This window comes from Synechococcus sp. R55.4, from assembly GCF_047461935.1.
Classification (GTDB): domain Bacteria; phylum Cyanobacteriota; class Cyanobacteriia; order Thermostichales; family Thermostichaceae; genus Thermostichus.
In genome coordinates, this window is the sequence record NZ_JANSIF010000015.1 from 38,457 (window position 1) to 54,324 (window position 15,868).

Genomic DNA, 15,868 nt, shown 5'->3' on the forward strand with positions numbered 1-15,868 from the left:
TGCGAGCATCGGCACCACACGGCCTAAGCAGTGAGGAGCGAGAAGAGAGGCTCTTTCCTTTCTCCGCCCTGCTCTTTTTTCCCTTGGAATTGCCGTAGAGTGCTGGAAGAGAGTGTTGAAGAAGGGGTTGCCGTTTGCAGGATTGGCAGCAAATCCAACAGGCCCTCAAGCAACACTGGGGTTACGAGACGCTGCGCCCACCGCAGGATCAGGTGATCCAGGCTCTGCTGGACAAGCGCGACGCGCTGGTGGTGTTGCCGACGGGGTTTGGCAAATCCCTGTGCTTTCAGCTAGCAGCTCTGCTGCAAAGGGGGGTGATGCTGGTGGTTTCACCCCTAATCGCCCTCATGGAAGACCAAGTTCAGGATCTTTGGAAACGCAAGCTGCCGGCGGCCTGTCTCCACAGCGAACTGGATCCGGCCCTGCGCAAGCGGGTGTTGAAGGCCCTTGAGGAAAACCGACTGCGCCTGCTCTATTTGGGGCCGGAGACTCTATTCAGCCCCCCCGTTTGGCAACGGCTGCAACAGCCTCAGGTGCACATCAACGGCCTGATCGTGGATGAGGCCCATACGTTGGTGCATTGGGGGGGATCCTTCCGGCCCGACTACCGCCGTCTGGGATTGCTGCGCCCGGCTCTGGCCCCGGTGAAGTCCTCCTTTCCCATTGCCGCTTTTACCGCCACGGCTGACCCCCAAACCTGCAGCCGCCTCAGCCAAATCCTAGAGCTGCGGGATCCGGAGTGCATTCGCGCCGATCCCCTGCGGGCCAATATCTCCCTCAATGTCGCGATAGCCTGGAGCCCGGCGCATCGTCGTCGCCGTCTGCTGCGATTCCTGGGGGAAAATCCCGGCTCGGGTCTGGTCTATGTGCGCACCCGACGGGATGGGGAAGAGCTGGCCGAGTGGCTGGGCCGACAGAACTTGAAAACCGCCACCTACCATGGGGGACTGGAAGCGCGATCCCGCCGCCGGCTAGAACGATCCTGGCTGCAGGGGGAACTGCGCTTTCTGGTCTGCACCAACGCCTTCGGCATGGGCATCAACAAGCCGGACGTGCGTTGGGTGCTGCATTTTCATCCCCCGCCCAGCTTGATGGATTATTTGCAAGAGGTGGGGCGAGGTGGTCGGGATGGTGGCCCTTGTCGGGCCCTGATGCTGGTCTCGGAGCCGACGGGCCTGCTGGATCCCAGCGATCGCCGGCGCCAAGCCTATTTCTATTCCCAGCAGGAGCGCCTTCAGGCCCGAGCACGCCACCTGCTGCAAACCTTGCCTCAGCAGGGATCCTACGCCGACCTGCCGCCTGGAGAGGCACGGGTGGCCTTGGGTCTGCTGCAGGAGATGGGCTGTTTGCGGTGGCCGGATCCCTTTCACTTTCAGGTGTTGCACCGCCGTTGGCAGCCTTTAAGACGAGAGGATCCCTGGCAAGGGATGGAAGCCCTCATCCACGCCCGCGGCTGTCGGTGGCAGGCGATCTTGCCCTATTTTGGCTACCCTGGGGAGCAGCCCGGCCTGCCCTGTGGCACCTGTGACCGTTGTCGGCTTTCTCGTTAGCCCTCAACAGCCCGCTGCGAGCCGCAACCGGCAGGAGTGGCTATCATGATCTGCGTTTCTGCAAAGGGAGCAGTTCCCCTTGCTGACGAACTTTCGGCTGTGCCTATGAGTGTTTCCGGATCTCCGCTCGAGGAACTGGATCGACCCTTGTCCCTAGCCCGGCAGGTGGCGCAACTGTTGGTGGTGCCGGTCTCGGCCCGTCTGGGATCCCCAGCCTGCTGTCGAGACACCCTCAAGCGACTGATCCAGGAAGTGGGGATCGGGGGCATCTGGATCACCGAAGGACACGTAGCAGAAGCCCTGTTGCGGGTGGAAGAGGTGCAGGCATGGGCTGCTCTGCCCCTTTTGGTGGCGGCAGAGGCCGGTCGTGGGCTGGCCCTACAGGGGGCTACCTCTTTTCCCCATCCCCTGGGGTTGAGCCGTCTGGGATCAGAGGCAGAACGCTGGGCGGAACAGTGGGGTCGGATTACGGCGCGGGAGGCGGCAGCCATCGGCATCAATTGGCTGCTCAACCCGGTGGCAGAGCCACTGGGGGAGCTGGCTTTGGCGGAGGATCCCCTATCTGCTTTGCAACTGGCGCGAGCTTTCGTGCGCGGATGTGAGCAAGCGGTTCCAGAAGGGATCCTGACCACGGCCAGCTCCTTTCCGGGCAAAGGGGGATTCAAGTCGGTTCAGGCCGGAGCGGAGCGGGTTCCAGCCGCCTTGGCGGGCCGTAGGCCGAAGGCAGCAGATATCCCCTGGTGCCCCCGATTAACCCTGACCCTAGCCCAGCTCCAAGAGGGACCTTGGCTGCCTTTTCGAGGTTTGGTGGAGCAGGTGGGGGCGATCTTGGTTTCCCACGTGGTGCTGCCGGAGTGGGATGAGCGCTGGCCTATCACCCTGCTGCCGGGGCGGCTGACCCAACTGCTGCGCCAGGAATGGGGGTTTGGTGGGCTTATCGTCGTGGATAGCCTCGATCAAGGCTTTCTGGCAGAGCTGGCCGTTCGCGTTAGCGGGACGGAGTCCTTTCCCAACTCATTGGCCGTGCGGGCTTTCCAGGCCGGTGCCGACCTAATTTTGGCCCCCCCCGATCCAACGGCATCCTTGGCAGCCGTTTTGGAAGCGGTGCAACAGGGATCCCTCAGCACAGACCAGCTTGCCCAGTCGGTGACGCGGGTGCTGCGGGCCAAACAGCGACTCCTACCCGCCGCCTCAGCTCTCCTCCAACAGGTGTGGCCGGCCCTGGCAGAAACCGACTTCAGCGCCCTTGGCGGATGGATGGGAGCCAAGGATCCCACGGATCCAGCCCTCAACCGTGGCTCTCCCGCCGAGCAACTGAAGCCTTTGCTGTTGGGGGATCCCATCTCCAAGGACAAGGACTCCGTTCCGCGGACGCGAACGGCGTTGGGAAAGTTGTTCAACAGGCGCTCCCACCTGACCTCTGCTCTGCACAGAGCCGCACAGCTGGGATCCCTCTTGGCCGAGAAGGATATCGCCCCCTGTCAAGCGGCTATGGCCCGCGGTGGCGTGGAAGGAGGCCGGCCCCTCAGCCCGCCCGCAGAGCCCGGATGGTTGAACTGGATCTGGCAGGATCCCCCCTTGGGTGCTGCCGATGTGCAGTTGCAATCTCCCGCCCTGCATGTTCCGGCTGCCTTAGGCATGCTTCCTGTGCTCAGCGATGCTCTTACCCCCCTACCTTGGCTGGAAGCTGCCCTAAACAACGCCCCAGGATTCATCTTCCAAGGTTTCCTTCGGGATCCCTTGCCCAACTATGTGCTGGATTGGCTGCAACAGCATCGGGAGCGGGTGGCAGCGGTCGTCATTTATGGTAATTTATCTCTCTACCGCCGCCTGCAGGCGCACTTTCCATGGGCCAATGCCATCCACAGCCTCAACCGGGATCCCTGGGCCCAAGCGGAGGTGATGGGGCGGCTCTTTCCCAACCGTCCCCCCTCAGAGGGATCAAAGTCTCACGTGGCCCAGCCAACCATTAAGAAAAAGTAAATGCCATTACAGATTATTGGCAGGAAAGGGCTCCTGGGTTATCGTGTTGGTTGAAATGTAAAAAATGTAAAAGGTTGAAACGGTTTCTCTCAGCGTTGTCTGTGCCTCCCTCCCTCTCAGACACTCCTCAATCCTGCAGCAGCCAGTCGTCAACTGGCAGTTGGGTTGAGTTTGAGCAAAAGCGACTTCAACCTCCATCCCAACGACGTTTACAACCCTTCCTCAAATCCTTGCAGCAGTTCTTTACAAGTGTCTGGTCTCAAAAAACTCGGCTGGGTCTTGCCCTCCTCAGCCTGGGGCTGGGGATATTCGCTTGGGCTTGGCTGGGTGCCGGGGCTCGTCTGGATCCCTATACCGAAGCCGTCCTCAGCTTACAGGGGCAGGTTAGCCATGGTGCATCCTTGTTTGCCCTCAACTGTGCCGCCTGTCATGGGGAAGAAGCGGATGGCCGGGTAGGGCCCAGTCTGCGGGGGGTGAGCAGCCGCCGCTCGGATCGGTTTATCATTCAGCAAGTGACCGGTGGCAAAACGCCTCCCATGCCCCAGTTCCAGCCGGATCCCCAGGAGATGGCGGATTTGCTCAGCTACTTGAAAACCCTCTGAGGCCGTTTCATGGGCCTGCCTCAGCAGCTTGCTTGCTATGCTCTCTGGCTGGCCTCCGTATTCGCTTTTGCGGAATGGTTGCGCTCCCGCCAGGTGGACGGGGAATGGGTGCGTAAGGTCATCCACATCGGCGTGGGCAATATCATTTTGTTGGCTTGGGCCTTGCAAGTGCCCCGCTGGCTGGGGGTGGGATTCTCTCTGGTGTTCGCCGGCTTGGCGCTGCTCTCCTACCGAGTGGCCATCTTGCCCAGCTTAAATGGGGTCGGTCGCCGCAGCTTTGGCACCTGTTTCTACGCCATCAGCATTGGTCTGTTGCTGTTTTGGTTTTGGCGGCCACAGCGACAGGTTTTCGCGGTGATCGGCATATTGGTGATGACGTGGGCCGACGCCCTGGCGGGCTTGGTGGGCAAAACTTGGGGCAAACACCCCTACCAACTGGGATCCATTCAAAAAAGCTGGGAGGGATCCCTGACCATGTGGGTAGTGAGCAGCTTGGTGATTGCAGCTCTGCTGCTGGGGTACTTTGGCTTCTCTCTCCCTTTGCTCGGAGTGAGCCTTTTGGTGGGAGGGATAGCTATGGGACTGGAGGTGTTCTCTTGGTGGGGGTTGGATAACCTGACCGTGCCCCTGGCCAGTGCCGGCCTCTGTTTCGTCTTGATCCAGATCCTCAATTATTTGTAACGCTTGCTACAAAACGTTCCTCTCCCGTCCCCGGCGGTATAGCGTGGAAACAGCCCTTTCTTCTTCTCCACCATGGCTGCAAGTCCTGCGCTGGCCTCTTCTGCCCCTCCCTCTCCCGCCCATATCTGTCCCCTTGCCCAGGCCTGCAGCTACCTAGATTGGGCAGCTCGCGAGCTGAAACTGGATCCCGGCTGGGTGGCAATCCTCAGCACCCCCCGTAAAGTGGTGACGGTGGCGATCCCCGTGCGGCTGGATAACGGACAAATCCAAGTGCTGGCCGGCCATCGGGTGCAGCATTGCAACGTTCTCGGCCCCTACAAAGGGGGGATCCGCTACCATCCCGCGGTCACCCTTGAAGAGGTATCGGCCTTAGCGATGCTCATGACCTGGAAATGTGCCCTTATGGGCATTCCCTACGGTGGGGCCAAAGGGGGGATCCCCCTCGATCCCAAGCGTTATTCGGTCTCGGAGCTGGAGCGCATCACCCGCCGTTACACCAGCGAGCTGATCAAGGATATCGGCCCTGCAGAGGACATTCCCGCTCCAGACATGGGAACTTCCGCCCGCGAGATGGCCTGGGTGATGGATACCTATTCCATGAATGTTGGGCATGCGGTGCCGGGAGTGGTGACGGGCAAACCTCTCTCGATTGGGGGATCCCGAGGGCGAGAACTGGCCACCGGACGGGGGGTGATGATCACGGTACGGGAAGCCTTGGCCCGACATGGTGGATCCCTGGCAGGGGCAACGGTGTTAATCCAAGGTTTTGGCAATGTGGGTGGAGCAGCGGCCAGCTTGCTGCATGAGGCGGGAGCTAAGATTGTGGCGGTTTCCGGCAGTTCTGGGGGCCTTTACAATCCTAATGGACTGGATATCCCCGCCCTCAAAGCTTACATGAAGGAACGGGGAGGCCGCATGGCGGGCTTTCCACAGGCTGAGCCCATCAGCAACGCCGACCTACTGGTGCAAAAAGCGGACGTGTTGATCCCTGCCGCTCTGGAAAATCAAATTGCCGAAGCCAATGCCCACCAAATTCAAGCCCGGATTGTGGCAGAAGCTGCCAACGGGCCAACCACCCTTGCCGCCGACCGGATTTTGGAATCGCGAGGGATCCAGGTATTGCCGGATATTCTGACCAATGCCGGTGGGGTAGTGGTGAGCTATCTGGAGTGGGTGCAGGGACTCTCTTACGTCTTCTGGGATGAGGAGCGGGTCAATCAAGAGATGGAAGGTCTGATGGTACGTGCCTTTGAACGGGTGGTGCAGGAGGCAGAACGGCGGCAAGTGTCGCTGCGACTGGCTGCCTACACCCTGGGGGTAGGCCGAGTGGCGCAAGCCCTACAGGATCGCGGCCTTTACCCGTAGACGCTCCCCCACCTGGAGACCGGGAACTCTTGGCTCAACAAGCCCACTTGCCAGGGTTCGGCTGCCCAAACTCCGCTGGAGGTAGTCCTTTTCTCAAGCCCGACGGCGTTCTTGCTCCTGCTTTTCCTGCTGCTGCCATTGCTTGAGCAGCTCTTTTGCCGCCTGCGGGGTAAAGTAGTCCAGCTCCATCAGCTTACGGTAGGTCAGAATTTGTCGCATCTCCAGGGGCATATCTGCTTTTTGGTAGAAGTAGCGAATGCGATTGATGTTTTGCTCCATTTCTGTAAACTCTTGCTCCCGCTTGATCTGCCTTTCCTGCTTGAGCACTTCATGGGGAGCGGACAGGCGGCTGTAGTTGGGGATCCGTTGCGTGCCTGTGGTTTTGCTGGCAGCAGGCAGACGGTGGCCTCCGGTTTGTCGGCTGTTGGCCTTGTTGGAATTGAAGAAGAAAGAGAGCATCGGCAAACCTCACACAAACAGATAAACGGCGGGAGCTTAACGCCAAGTCAACAATATCAAGTTTAGGTGAAGAAGCCTGTGATCCCGATCCTTCTTGGAAAAACCCGTACTTCCGGCGCGGCGCTGTATCTCTCTGCTTTTCCCACCCCCGCGGATGGTCAAGGAAAAGCTGGGGTTTGGCCTCAAGCCAATCTATTCATGAGTCCAGCCTACCGTGTTTACACGGAAAATGACTGAGATCACGTCCGAGAGTACAAGGTATTTAAGTATCTTCACGTCCTTTTGTTCGGGATCCCTGTATCGGATGTACTTTCCCGCAGGCCGCTACAGGTGGGATTCATCTCCGCTCAGCAGCCAAGTGACCGATACCCCCAACGCCTTGGCAAAGGCCACCAGTTCTTTGTCAATGACGCGCCGTTTTCCCTTTTCCACCTGGCCAATTTTGACGTAGTCCAACTGCACACCGTACTTGGCCAAGCGACCCGCCAGTTGATCTTGGGTGAGTTGCAGCTTCTCCCGTACCCAGCGCACCCGTTCCCCAATCAAGTTGGCCGATGGATGGTGCCGGTCGTTAGACTCCATAGGAGCAGAAAGCCGTAAATATTCTTTTCCAGACTGAGGAAGTTGAGGGATCCTCACATGGTAGCCTGAGCTGGCAAGGTTCCCTTTTCCTGGGATCCCACCCGGCAGCCGTTGAGCTGACTGGCTCAGGAACAATTTTATCTCAAGGTCTAGATCGAAAATCGCTTACCGCTTTTTGCCGGGCAACCCCTTGCCTACAAGGACTTGACGGATGGGATCCCTGCTGTTCCCGCATCCAAGCGGAAAAATCTCCGGACAAAAAAGAGGGGCATGATCGATTTTCGCTCGCAGCAGCAGCAGAAACCTTTTTAGACTGGGAGATGAAGTTCTCTCCTCACCTGGCTGTGGTTTTTTCTCGTCCTCATCCTGAACACTCTGTCTCTTCGCCTCAGGAGTTCGACGATCTCTGGTTCGACCCTGAGTCTGCCCCCCAAGATGCTCTTGCAGAAGTTGATCCAGAGCCGGTTGCCGGCGGATCCCGGTTGAACGAGGACGCTGTCGATCACTACCTGAATACCATCGGTCGCGTGCCCCGCATCGATCACGCTGAGGAAATCGAGCTGTCGCGCAAAATTCAGCAAAAGCTCCTCATCGATCAAGCCCGGCAGGAATGGCGGCAACGGCGGGGGGAGGATCCCAGTGACGAGGCTTTGGCCGAGGCCCTGCAGATTTCCGTATCCACCCTACGCTCCCGCATCCGACAAGGGGAGCAAGCTCAACGCAAGCTGATCAATGCCAACCTGCGCCTGGTGGTCAGCGTTGCCAAGAAATACCTCAATCGGGGGGTGCCGTTTTTGGATCTGATCCAAGAGGGCAATATCGGGTTGATCCGGGCCACCGAAAAATTCAACGCCGAACGGGGGTTTCGCTTCAGCACCTACGCCCATTGGTGGATTCGCCAAGGCATTACCCGCTGCATTGCCAACCAAGCGCGGACGATTCGCCTGCCGGTACACATGGTCGACAAAGTACGCCTGCTCAAGCGCACCAACCGCGAGCTGATGAAGCTGCAGGGGAGGCGGCCCACCGAAGCGGAGCTGGCAGAAGCCTTGGGCATTAAAGTCAAGAAACTGCGCATGATCCAACAGGCTGCTGCTTTGCCCCTGTCGCTGGATGTGCCGGTCGGCCAGGAAGGAGAAAGCCGCCTTGGAGATTTGCTGCAAGATGAGCGGCAAGAGCAGCCCTTTCAAGGGATCCTCGTGCAATCGATGCAGCAGGATGTGCGTTCTGCCATGCAAACCCTGAAGCCGATTGAGAGGCAAGTGCTGGAGTTGCGCTATGGGTTAGACGGGCAACAGGCGAGAACCCTGCGGGAGGTGGGGGATCACTTCAACCTAACGCGGGAACGGATTCGTCAGATCGAGCGGGATGCCCTGCGCAAGTTGCGGGTGGGCTATTCTTCGCGGGCTTTGGCCCAGTACATTCGCTAGTGGCTACAGGCCTGGCAGACCGATTTCCTGGCCAGCCTCTGCCCAGGGATAGCCTTTTTTCAATCTTCTTGGGTTGAACACCATAGCTCCTTGAAATGGCGATCAAGGGATCCCTTATCCCCACGGCCAGATCTGGTCAAGACGACTTTAGCGGGCAACTTCTCTGGCTGTTAACTCGGACGATCTGCTTTCTCCAGTGTTAAGGCACGATACTGCCAGCGCCTTGGCCTTTGTGCATTTCTGCCCTTGATCACCGGCATAGTAAAAAGGCTCAGGTCGTTGACCCAAGCCCGCCTCAGCATACTCATACCAGATGCCAGGAACCAGACTTGAACTGGTGACACGAGGATTTTCAGTCCTCTGCTCTACCAACTGAGCTATCCCGGCTCTGGATCTACTATCTTACGATGCCGAGAGGGCTTTCGACAACTGGTGGCGCCCCCAATTTAGCCAATCAATTTCTCCAAAGCCTCCATCTGGGGGATGCAGAGAACATCTCGAGTGCGATCCCGGCGGATCAGCTCCTCTTGCTCCAGCTTAGACAGAACGCGAGTGACCGTTTCCCGAGCCAGGCCACTGAGGCTGCTCAGCTCCCGATGGGGCAAGTTGGGGATCTCTACACCACTCCGGCTAACCCGGCCACGAGATTCGGCCAAGAACAGCAGGATATCGGCAACACGGGCCGTACTGCTGGCCTCGCGCAACTGCAGACGACGGTTGATCTGCCGTAAGCGGCGCGACATGAGCTGAGCAAGGCGGATGCCGGCCTGAGGATCAGAAGCCAAAAAAGCCAGGAAGTGTTGGGCCGACAGACAACTGACTTTGGTGGCTGTTAGGGCTACAACGTCGGTAGAGCGAGGTGCTTCATCCAAAGCAGCCATTTCCCCGAAGATTTCCCCTGGACCAAGAATGGTGAGGGTGATCTCCCGGCCTTCGAGATCATGGGTGCGAATCTTGACCCACCCTTCCAGGATGAAATAAACGGCGTTACCCCAGTCATTTTGTAACAAGATGGCCTGGTTGACCGGGTGGGAGCGCAACGACATTTGCCCGGCCAGAGGCTCTAGCCTCTCAGGAGGAAAGCCCTCGAACAGGAGCATCAGGCGAAGGTCATCTGGAGTTACATCGCTCACCGTGGGATCCTCCTGCACGTGGTCAGTTCTGGTCGAGTGGGATGGGAAAAGGGTGGGCCTGCACAGACACGTCAACATGCCCCTCAGCCTACCGTCTCTCTCAGGTCTATGGCCCGCCGAGGCGAACTGCGTACCAATAGGACAGAGCTTTAGACCCAATTTTGACCTCTACTTTGGAAAGGGATCCCTGCCCAAAAAAGCTGCTGCCATCCTCTAGCCCAGAAACGGCAAAATCCATCTTACTGATAGCAATTTTCTCGAGTTTGTGCAGTTTGAGTCGAGATCTAGACCTGCTGAAGTTGAGATGGCCAATCTTGGCTGGTATCCAAAACCTTTAAAAAAGGCCGTTCCGACTCGGAAAAATCCTGCCAGTGGGCCTGCTGTTGGGAGAGCATCTCGGCGGTGGCATCGGCAATGTCGGCAGAGGGCTGCTGATCCCCATCGATGCAGCCGGCTGGGGCCAAGAGGGGCTGAGGAGCTGAGCTACGGCGTTGTAGGCGCTCCCGCAAAACAGGTTCAGGGGCGTAGCAGTGGAGGATGCGCAGTGGGATCCCTTGGCGTTGGGCCTGATCAATGGCCATCCCCCGCAGGGCTTGCCGGTCAAACTTGGCGTCCAGAATCACGGTGTAGCCTTCCTGGGCCAGCTCTACTCCCAACTGCACCAAGCGGCGGTAGGTTTTATCGGTCATCTCCGGGGTATAAACCTCCGGCCCCCCCCGTTGCCGCAGAGGGATCCCGGCCAAATGCTTGCGCACCGCATCGGAGCGAATGTGAATGGCTCCCCGCTGACGGGCCAAGTGGCGGGCTACCGTGCTTTTGCCGGATCCCGACAATCCCGACATCAGGAACAACTGCCCCCGCTTGGGGAGGGTGTATTCCCAGGCAAGACGGTAATAGCGGGCGGCGGTGCTAAAGGCTGTGGCCTTGGCTTCCTCTGTTGCCGTGGGATCCTCCAGCAAAAAAGAGGTGACCTTGGCCCGCACGTAGGCCTGCCGATTGAGGTAAATAGGCAAGATCTTCAACCCTTCCCAATCTCCGGTTTCTTCCAGGTAGGTGTTCAAATAGGCGTTTCCCAGATCGGGGCGATGGCGGGCATCCAAATCCATCACCCCATAGGATATGTCGTACATGACATCCACAAAGCGGAAGGCTTCATTAAACTCGATGCAATCAAAAAGCAGGATCTTCCCTTCCCAAAAACAGATGTTGCCTAGGTGCAGGTCTCCGTGGCATTCACGAATGCGGTTTTGTTCTATTCTTTGTTGAAACAGCTCCTGCCGCTCAGCAAAAAAGCGATCGGTGTAGGCTTGGGTTTCTCGATATTGCTGAGCTGTTTGTGGGCCGCCGACGTAGCGCTGGGTTTGGGCGTAATTCTCGTCAAAGGCTTCTCGCACCCGTTCTGGCCGGCCAAAGCTGCGGATGTAGTCGTTGGTCTCGGTTTGGGCATGAAACGTCGCCACCACCCGCCCCAGCTCCTCCATCAAGGACGGCGTTAGCTCTCCCCGCTCAAACAGGTTGCTGAACAGTTGCTCTTGGGGAAATTGCCGCATTTGCAGGGCGTATTCTATGGGCTCGCCGCTGCTGTTGAACTGAAATCGGCCATCGGTCTGGACAATGGGCAACACTTGCAGATAAAGGCCGGGAGCACCGCGCTGGTTCATGCGCAGCTCTTCTTGGCAAAAGTGGCGCCGCCTCTCCAGGGTGGTGAAGTTCAAAAAGCCAAAGTCCAAAGGCTTTTTCACTTTATAGGCATAGTCGCCTGTCAGCAGAATATAGGAAATGTGGGTTTGAATAAGCCGAATGGGATCCTGTACCGGATGAGGGTAGAAGGCGGGATCCAGCATCGCTTGGATCAAGGGGGGCAGGTGGGTATCGACCATGAAAAACGATAGAGATGGAAAAAGGGCTTGGACGGGGATCCCTATCTTCCGCCGACAGAGCAGATTGTCCTCCACCTATTCCTTAAAGGGCAAGGCGGCTTCTTGGGGGGAAAGACGGATGAGGCTGATCCCCTGCTGAATTAGCGTATCTTGAGCAGCGCTGGAAAGGGCGTAGGGCCAGACCAGATATTTGGTGTTGATGTAGTCTTGTCCGCGCTTGGCCAGGTTTACCTGTTCCGAGAGCATGCGCACGTCTGGCCCGCGGCTGATAGTGGCTTCGGCCCGGCGAATGCGCTGCATCAGTTGGCTGAACAGCTCTTGGGGCTGCTGCACAAACACCACAATGGCCAAGTCACAGGGGTTGTAGTAGTTGCCGATGCCGCAGAGGAGCAGGGCTTCACTGGAGAGAACAAGGGTTTCTTGATCCCCCAGAGCCACCACCGGATACAGAAAGGTGCGCACATCCTCCAGTTGCCAGTGGTTAAAAGAGTGGCTATCTACCTCCCCCCGCACCCAAGAGGAGATGGCAGGAAAAACTGCTTCGCTCAACAGTCGATAGGCCGTCTGGGGTCGCCCTAGCCAGCAGAGGGCATTTTCGTAGAAGCTCTCGTTCTCCAGCAGGTGGGGGGTGAGAGGAGCAACCATGGGCAGATCCTCAACGGGCTTTCTCCAGCATGCCTACTCGGGGATGGTTAAGGCAATTTTGCCCAGAACGGATCCCTGCTCCAGCAACCGGTGGGCGGCAGCCGCTTCGGCCAGAGGAAAGGTGTGGCTGAGCTGGATCCGCAGTTGGCCTTGGTCGATGAGGCGGGCACATTGCCTGAGGATTTCCGCCTGATTTTGTTGGGCGTTGGTCAGGCTTTTCAGCATCGGGGTGAGCATCAGCTCAAATCCCACCCGCAAGTTGCGGTCGCGAGCCACCCGCCAGTCGATCTCTGGGGCCGGGGCCAGCAGGGTGACGATATCTCCGTACACGCGCACTGCGGGGAAGGTCTGCTCCAATAGCTTGCCGCCCAAGGTATCTAGGGCAAGATCCACCCCCTCTCCCCCTGTCCAGTCCAAAACGGCGCGCACAAAGTCTGTCTGCCGGTAGAAGATGGGCAAGCCGGCGCCTAGGGAACGGACAAACTCCGCCTTTTCCGGGGTGCTCACGGTGGTGGCCACTTTGGATCCCCGTAGACGGGCCAGTTGGATGGCCACATGGCCAACTCCACCCGCTCCCCCGTGGATGAGCACACTTTGGCCGGCCTGGAGACGTCCCCGGTCGTACAGCGCTTCCCAGGCGGTGATCAGCACCAGCGGGGCAGCGGCAGCTTCTGCAAAGCTCAGAGTTCTGGGCTTGGGGGCCACAAAACGCTCGTCCACCACGATCAGCTCAGCGTAATTCCCCGCCTGCTTGCCCAGACCCCCGTGGCAGAAGTACACCTCGTCTCCCACCGCAAAGTGCCTAACTCCGGATCCCACAGCTTCCACAATGCCGGCACCGTCACACCCCAAAATGGCCGGCATCTCTTCTGGATAAAAGGTGCCCCGTCGCCGCAGCTTGGTGTCGATGGGGTTGACGCCGGCTGCTCTCAGGCGGATGCGCAGCTCCCGCTCACCGCGAATCTGAGGTTCAGGTACTTCTCGAAGCTGCAGAACCTCTGGCCCGCCGGGCACACTCATGACTACGGCTTTCATGCGCTCAAGTTGATCAGTTCCAGTTGGATTGAACCGCTCAAAGGATGCAAGGTAGAGTTTGTTCCAGTGGTGAGGAGATTGGCGGTGTTGCTTTGCAACACTGCGGAGTCTTGCAGACGCTCTCCGTCCATTCTAGAGTCAGGCGTTACGCTACACCCCCAGCTCAAAGCCCCCATTGGGCGGAAAGGGCTGTGTCGAGAAATTCCCGGATCAGGGGCAGCACCTGTTCCCCATGCAAGGCAGGGATGGCGTGGCCGGCCCCGGCCAGGATCTTGAGCTGAGCCCCAGGGATCCCTTCTGCGTAGGTTTGGCAGTGCCAGAGGGGAATGGTGTCGTCCTGTTCGGCGGCGATCACCAGGGTGGGGGCCTGAATGTAGTTGAGATAACGTTCAACCGTATCGACAGCAGCTTGTGGGCGCAGACGTTGTCGGAGAAATTGCCGAGCGACCGGCTGCTGACGCAGGGATCCCCGCAACCACAAGAGCTGGGCCAGCTTGTCTTCCCAATGCCACCAGCGGGCCAGCGGAGCGATCGCCCGCAACAGCCAATCCACCCAAGCGCTTTCCCAGAGCAAGGGCCGCAAATGGTTGTAGCGTCTCACAAAGCTGTCGTCGCGGATCCCGGCAGGAGCCAACAAAACCAACCCCCGCAGCGGATACCGCACGGCGTAAGCTGCCGCCACCCATCCCCCAAAGGAATGGCCCACCAAAACCGGAGCAGCTAGGCCCAGCCTTTGGACAAATCCGCGCACAAACTCTACTTCTGCAGCGATGTCGTAGTGCAAGGCCGGTTGGCCAGACTGCCCGAACCCCAGCAAATCTAAGGCAATGCAGCGATATTCGTCTCCCAACCCTTGCATCAGCGGCCACCAGTTGGCGTGAGTGGCCATAAAGCCATGCAGAAACAGCAGTGGGATCCCCCTTCCCCACTCTCGATAGGCAGCCCAACAGGACTCTGCCCCTGCGATGCTCAGCCCTTTCAATTCCACCCTGTGCAGCGGGATCCCTTGAACGCGGGCCTGTAACTCCGCCAAGCGCTGCGCCAAAGGCAGCCGTTCCAACAGCGTTTGCGTGGTCATCGGCTTATGGTTAGTAGACTCAGACAGATTCAGCAGATGCAGCTTTTTCCAAGGCAGCATTGGCTACAGCAAATGCACCCACACAGATGTATCTTTCGTATTTCTTTGAACAGGGATCCCACTTAACCCACGGAAATCTACTGGAGATCCCATCAACTCGGAAAAGGCCGTAACGCATCGCAACTTAGCCGATCAACTGCAAATGGGGCGGGGGAGTTTTCAGCCAGTCTTGGCGGGTCAGCAGCCCTTGGAGGAAGCGGGTGGCTGCCTGCGATTGATAGCGCTCCGGGTTAAAAGCCAGCCAGAGGGTACGCCGTATCTGCAGCCCTTCCACCACCAGCTTCCGGAACCGTCCCTGTTCCACATCGGATCCCACTGCCACCATGGACAGAAAGGCCACCCCCAACCCCGCCTGGACAGCATTTTTGATCGCTTCAATCGAGCTGAGTTCCAGCCGCACGTTCAATTGGGCAGGGTTGATGCCGTGGCGGTTCAGCACCCGATCGATGGTTTGCCGGGTGGACGACTGGGGATCCAAGGTGATGAAGGGCAAAGCCAGCAGATCCACAAGAGCCGGAGAGTCGATGGCACACCCGGGAGCACCGACCAACACATATTCATCTTCCGCCAGAGCCATCACCTTCAAGTGCCGCTGCAGCTCAAAGGGGATCTCCCCGCCAACAATGGCCACGTCCAACTGGCCGTCCACCAATTTCTGGGCAATTCGCCGCGTGGATTGCACCAAGAGCTGTACGGAAATTTGTGGATAGCGGCGGTGATATTGGGCGATCAAAGAAGGCATGACATAGGTGCCCACCGTTTGGCTGGCCCCCAAAACCAGATGCCCCCCCTCCATTTCTTGCAAATCCGCCAGCGCCTCGATGGTTTCACGGCACAGCTTGAGGATGCGCTCGCTGTACTGCAGCAGCACTTTCCCGGCATCCGTCAGCTCCACCTTGCGCCCACTGCGGTCGAACAGCACCACTCCCAACTGTCGCTCCAAGTTCTGCACTTGCAAGCTGACGGCAGGCTGGGAGACAAACAGGCTATCGGCAGCACGGCGAAAACTACCCTGCTGGGCAATTGCCCGCACGATGAGGAGCTGATCTAGAGTGAACGGCAACTCATCCGCCATAGGGAACTCCAAACCCCACAGTGGGATCCCTTACGTTTCCCTGAAAAGCTGAGCAGCCCGCGTTTGGAAACCCACACGAGATCATCATAAACAAGCGAGAAATCCCAAGAGAGCAGCTCAACCCTTTCCCGGCAGCTCGGCTCTGGGGGGTGACCAGCCAAGAGTGGAGAGGAGAGCTCAGAATCTTCGGGCTGTTTCTCTGCCATTCGGAGCAGCTATGCCCACAATACCTACCTGATACATTTACGCTGAACACTGCTGAACATCACTGTTCAACTATGCAGCGATAGCATTCTGTTTGTTTCCAAAC

The 15,868-nt window shown here is 58.5% G+C and carries 15 protein-coding genes and 1 tRNA gene; 6 read left to right on the top strand and 10 right to left on the bottom strand.

What is annotated here, in order from left to right; all coding sequences use genetic code 11:
• The first annotated feature begins 134 nt into the window (after positions 1–134).
• The 5 genes from NW842_RS05350 to NW842_RS05370 all read left to right on the top strand — a co-directional run bounded on the left by NW842_RS05350 (position 135) and on the right by NW842_RS05370 (position 6,181).
• Positions 135–1,550 (top strand): RecQ family ATP-dependent DNA helicase, encoded by a 1,416-nt coding sequence (locus tag NW842_RS05350; RefSeq protein ID WP_414417618.1) that lies wholly within the window; start codon positions 135–137, stop codon positions 1,548–1,550.
• Positions 1,551–1,697: 147 nt separating this feature from the next.
• Positions 1,698–3,533: a glycoside hydrolase family 3 N-terminal domain-containing protein gene (locus NW842_RS05355; protein WP_414417619.1), complete on the top strand. Its 1,836-nt coding sequence runs from the start codon at positions 1,698–1,700 to the stop codon at positions 3,531–3,533.
• A gap of 230 nt (positions 3,534–3,763) precedes the next feature.
• On the top strand, positions 3,764–4,135 hold the full coding sequence (locus NW842_RS05360; protein WP_414357447.1) for a c-type cytochrome: 372 nt from the start codon (positions 3,764–3,766) through the stop codon (positions 4,133–4,135).
• A gap of 9 nt (positions 4,136–4,144) precedes the next feature.
• Positions 4,145–4,816, top strand: coding sequence for a diacylglycerol/polyprenol kinase family protein (locus tag NW842_RS05365; protein WP_414374204.1), 672 nt, complete (start codon positions 4,145–4,147; stop codon positions 4,814–4,816).
• A 72-nt stretch (positions 4,817–4,888) separates the two neighbouring features.
• Positions 4,889–6,181 carry a Glu/Leu/Phe/Val family dehydrogenase gene (locus tag NW842_RS05370; protein ID WP_414417620.1) on the top strand — a complete coding sequence of 431 codons (1,293 nt, stop codon included), beginning with the start codon at positions 4,889–4,891 and terminating at the stop codon, positions 6,179–6,181.
• Positions 6,182–6,274: 93 nt separating this feature from the next.
• On the opposite strand, the gene NW842_RS05375 is transcribed toward NW842_RS05370, so the two are convergent.
• Complete coding sequence (locus NW842_RS05375) at positions 6,275–6,640, bottom strand: hypothetical protein (protein WP_414374207.1); 366 nt, start codon at positions 6,638–6,640, stop codon at positions 6,275–6,277.
• 324 nt (positions 6,641–6,964) lie between these two features.
• Positions 6,965–7,222 carry a helix-turn-helix domain-containing protein gene (locus tag NW842_RS05380; RefSeq protein ID WP_041436246.1) on the bottom strand — a complete coding sequence of 86 codons (258 nt, stop codon included), beginning with the start codon at positions 7,220–7,222 and terminating at the stop codon, positions 6,965–6,967.
• 320 nt (positions 7,223–7,542) lie between these two features.
• On the opposite strand from NW842_RS05380, the gene NW842_RS05385 reads away from it, so the two are divergent.
• A complete protein-coding gene (locus tag NW842_RS05385; RefSeq protein ID WP_414417621.1) occupies positions 7,543–8,652 on the top strand; it encodes an RpoD/SigA family RNA polymerase sigma factor in 1,110 nt (369 codons plus the stop codon).
• Positions 8,653–8,966: 314 nt separating this feature from the next.
• Here the strand turns inward: NW842_RS05385 and NW842_RS05390 are convergent.
• The 8 genes from NW842_RS05390 to NW842_RS05425 form a co-directional block, all read right to left on the bottom strand.
• A tRNA-Phe gene (locus NW842_RS05390) sits at positions 8,967–9,039 on the bottom strand.
• 59 nt (positions 9,040–9,098) lie between these two features.
• Positions 9,099–9,752, bottom strand: coding sequence for a Crp/Fnr family transcriptional regulator (locus NW842_RS05395; protein ID WP_414417624.1), 654 nt, complete (start codon positions 9,750–9,752; stop codon positions 9,099–9,101).
• A gap of 139 nt (positions 9,753–9,891) precedes the next feature.
• Positions 9,892–10,023 (bottom strand): hypothetical protein, encoded by a 132-nt coding sequence (locus NW842_RS05400; protein WP_414349832.1) that lies wholly within the window; start codon positions 10,021–10,023, stop codon positions 9,892–9,894.
• Positions 10,024–10,069: 46 nt separating this feature from the next.
• Complete coding sequence (locus NW842_RS05405) at positions 10,070–11,665, bottom strand: AAA family ATPase (protein WP_414417625.1); 1,596 nt, start codon at positions 11,663–11,665, stop codon at positions 10,070–10,072.
• 75 nt (positions 11,666–11,740) lie between these two features.
• Complete coding sequence (locus NW842_RS05410) at positions 11,741–12,310, bottom strand: hypothetical protein (protein ID WP_414406577.1); 570 nt, start codon at positions 12,308–12,310, stop codon at positions 11,741–11,743.
• Positions 12,311–12,343: 33 nt separating this feature from the next.
• Positions 12,344–13,345, bottom strand: a complete 1,002-nt coding sequence (locus tag NW842_RS05415; protein ID WP_414357102.1) for a zinc-dependent alcohol dehydrogenase family protein — start codon at positions 13,343–13,345, stop codon at positions 12,344–12,346.
• A 163-nt stretch (positions 13,346–13,508) separates the two neighbouring features.
• Positions 13,509–14,423, bottom strand: a complete 915-nt coding sequence (locus NW842_RS05420) for an alpha/beta fold hydrolase (protein WP_414417622.1) — start codon at positions 14,421–14,423, stop codon at positions 13,509–13,511.
• A 184-nt stretch (positions 14,424–14,607) separates the two neighbouring features.
• Positions 14,608–15,558 carry a LysR substrate-binding domain-containing protein gene (locus NW842_RS05425; RefSeq protein WP_414417623.1) on the bottom strand — a complete coding sequence of 317 codons (951 nt, stop codon included), beginning with the start codon at positions 15,556–15,558 and terminating at the stop codon, positions 14,608–14,610.
• Positions 15,559–15,868: the final 310 nt, after the last annotated feature.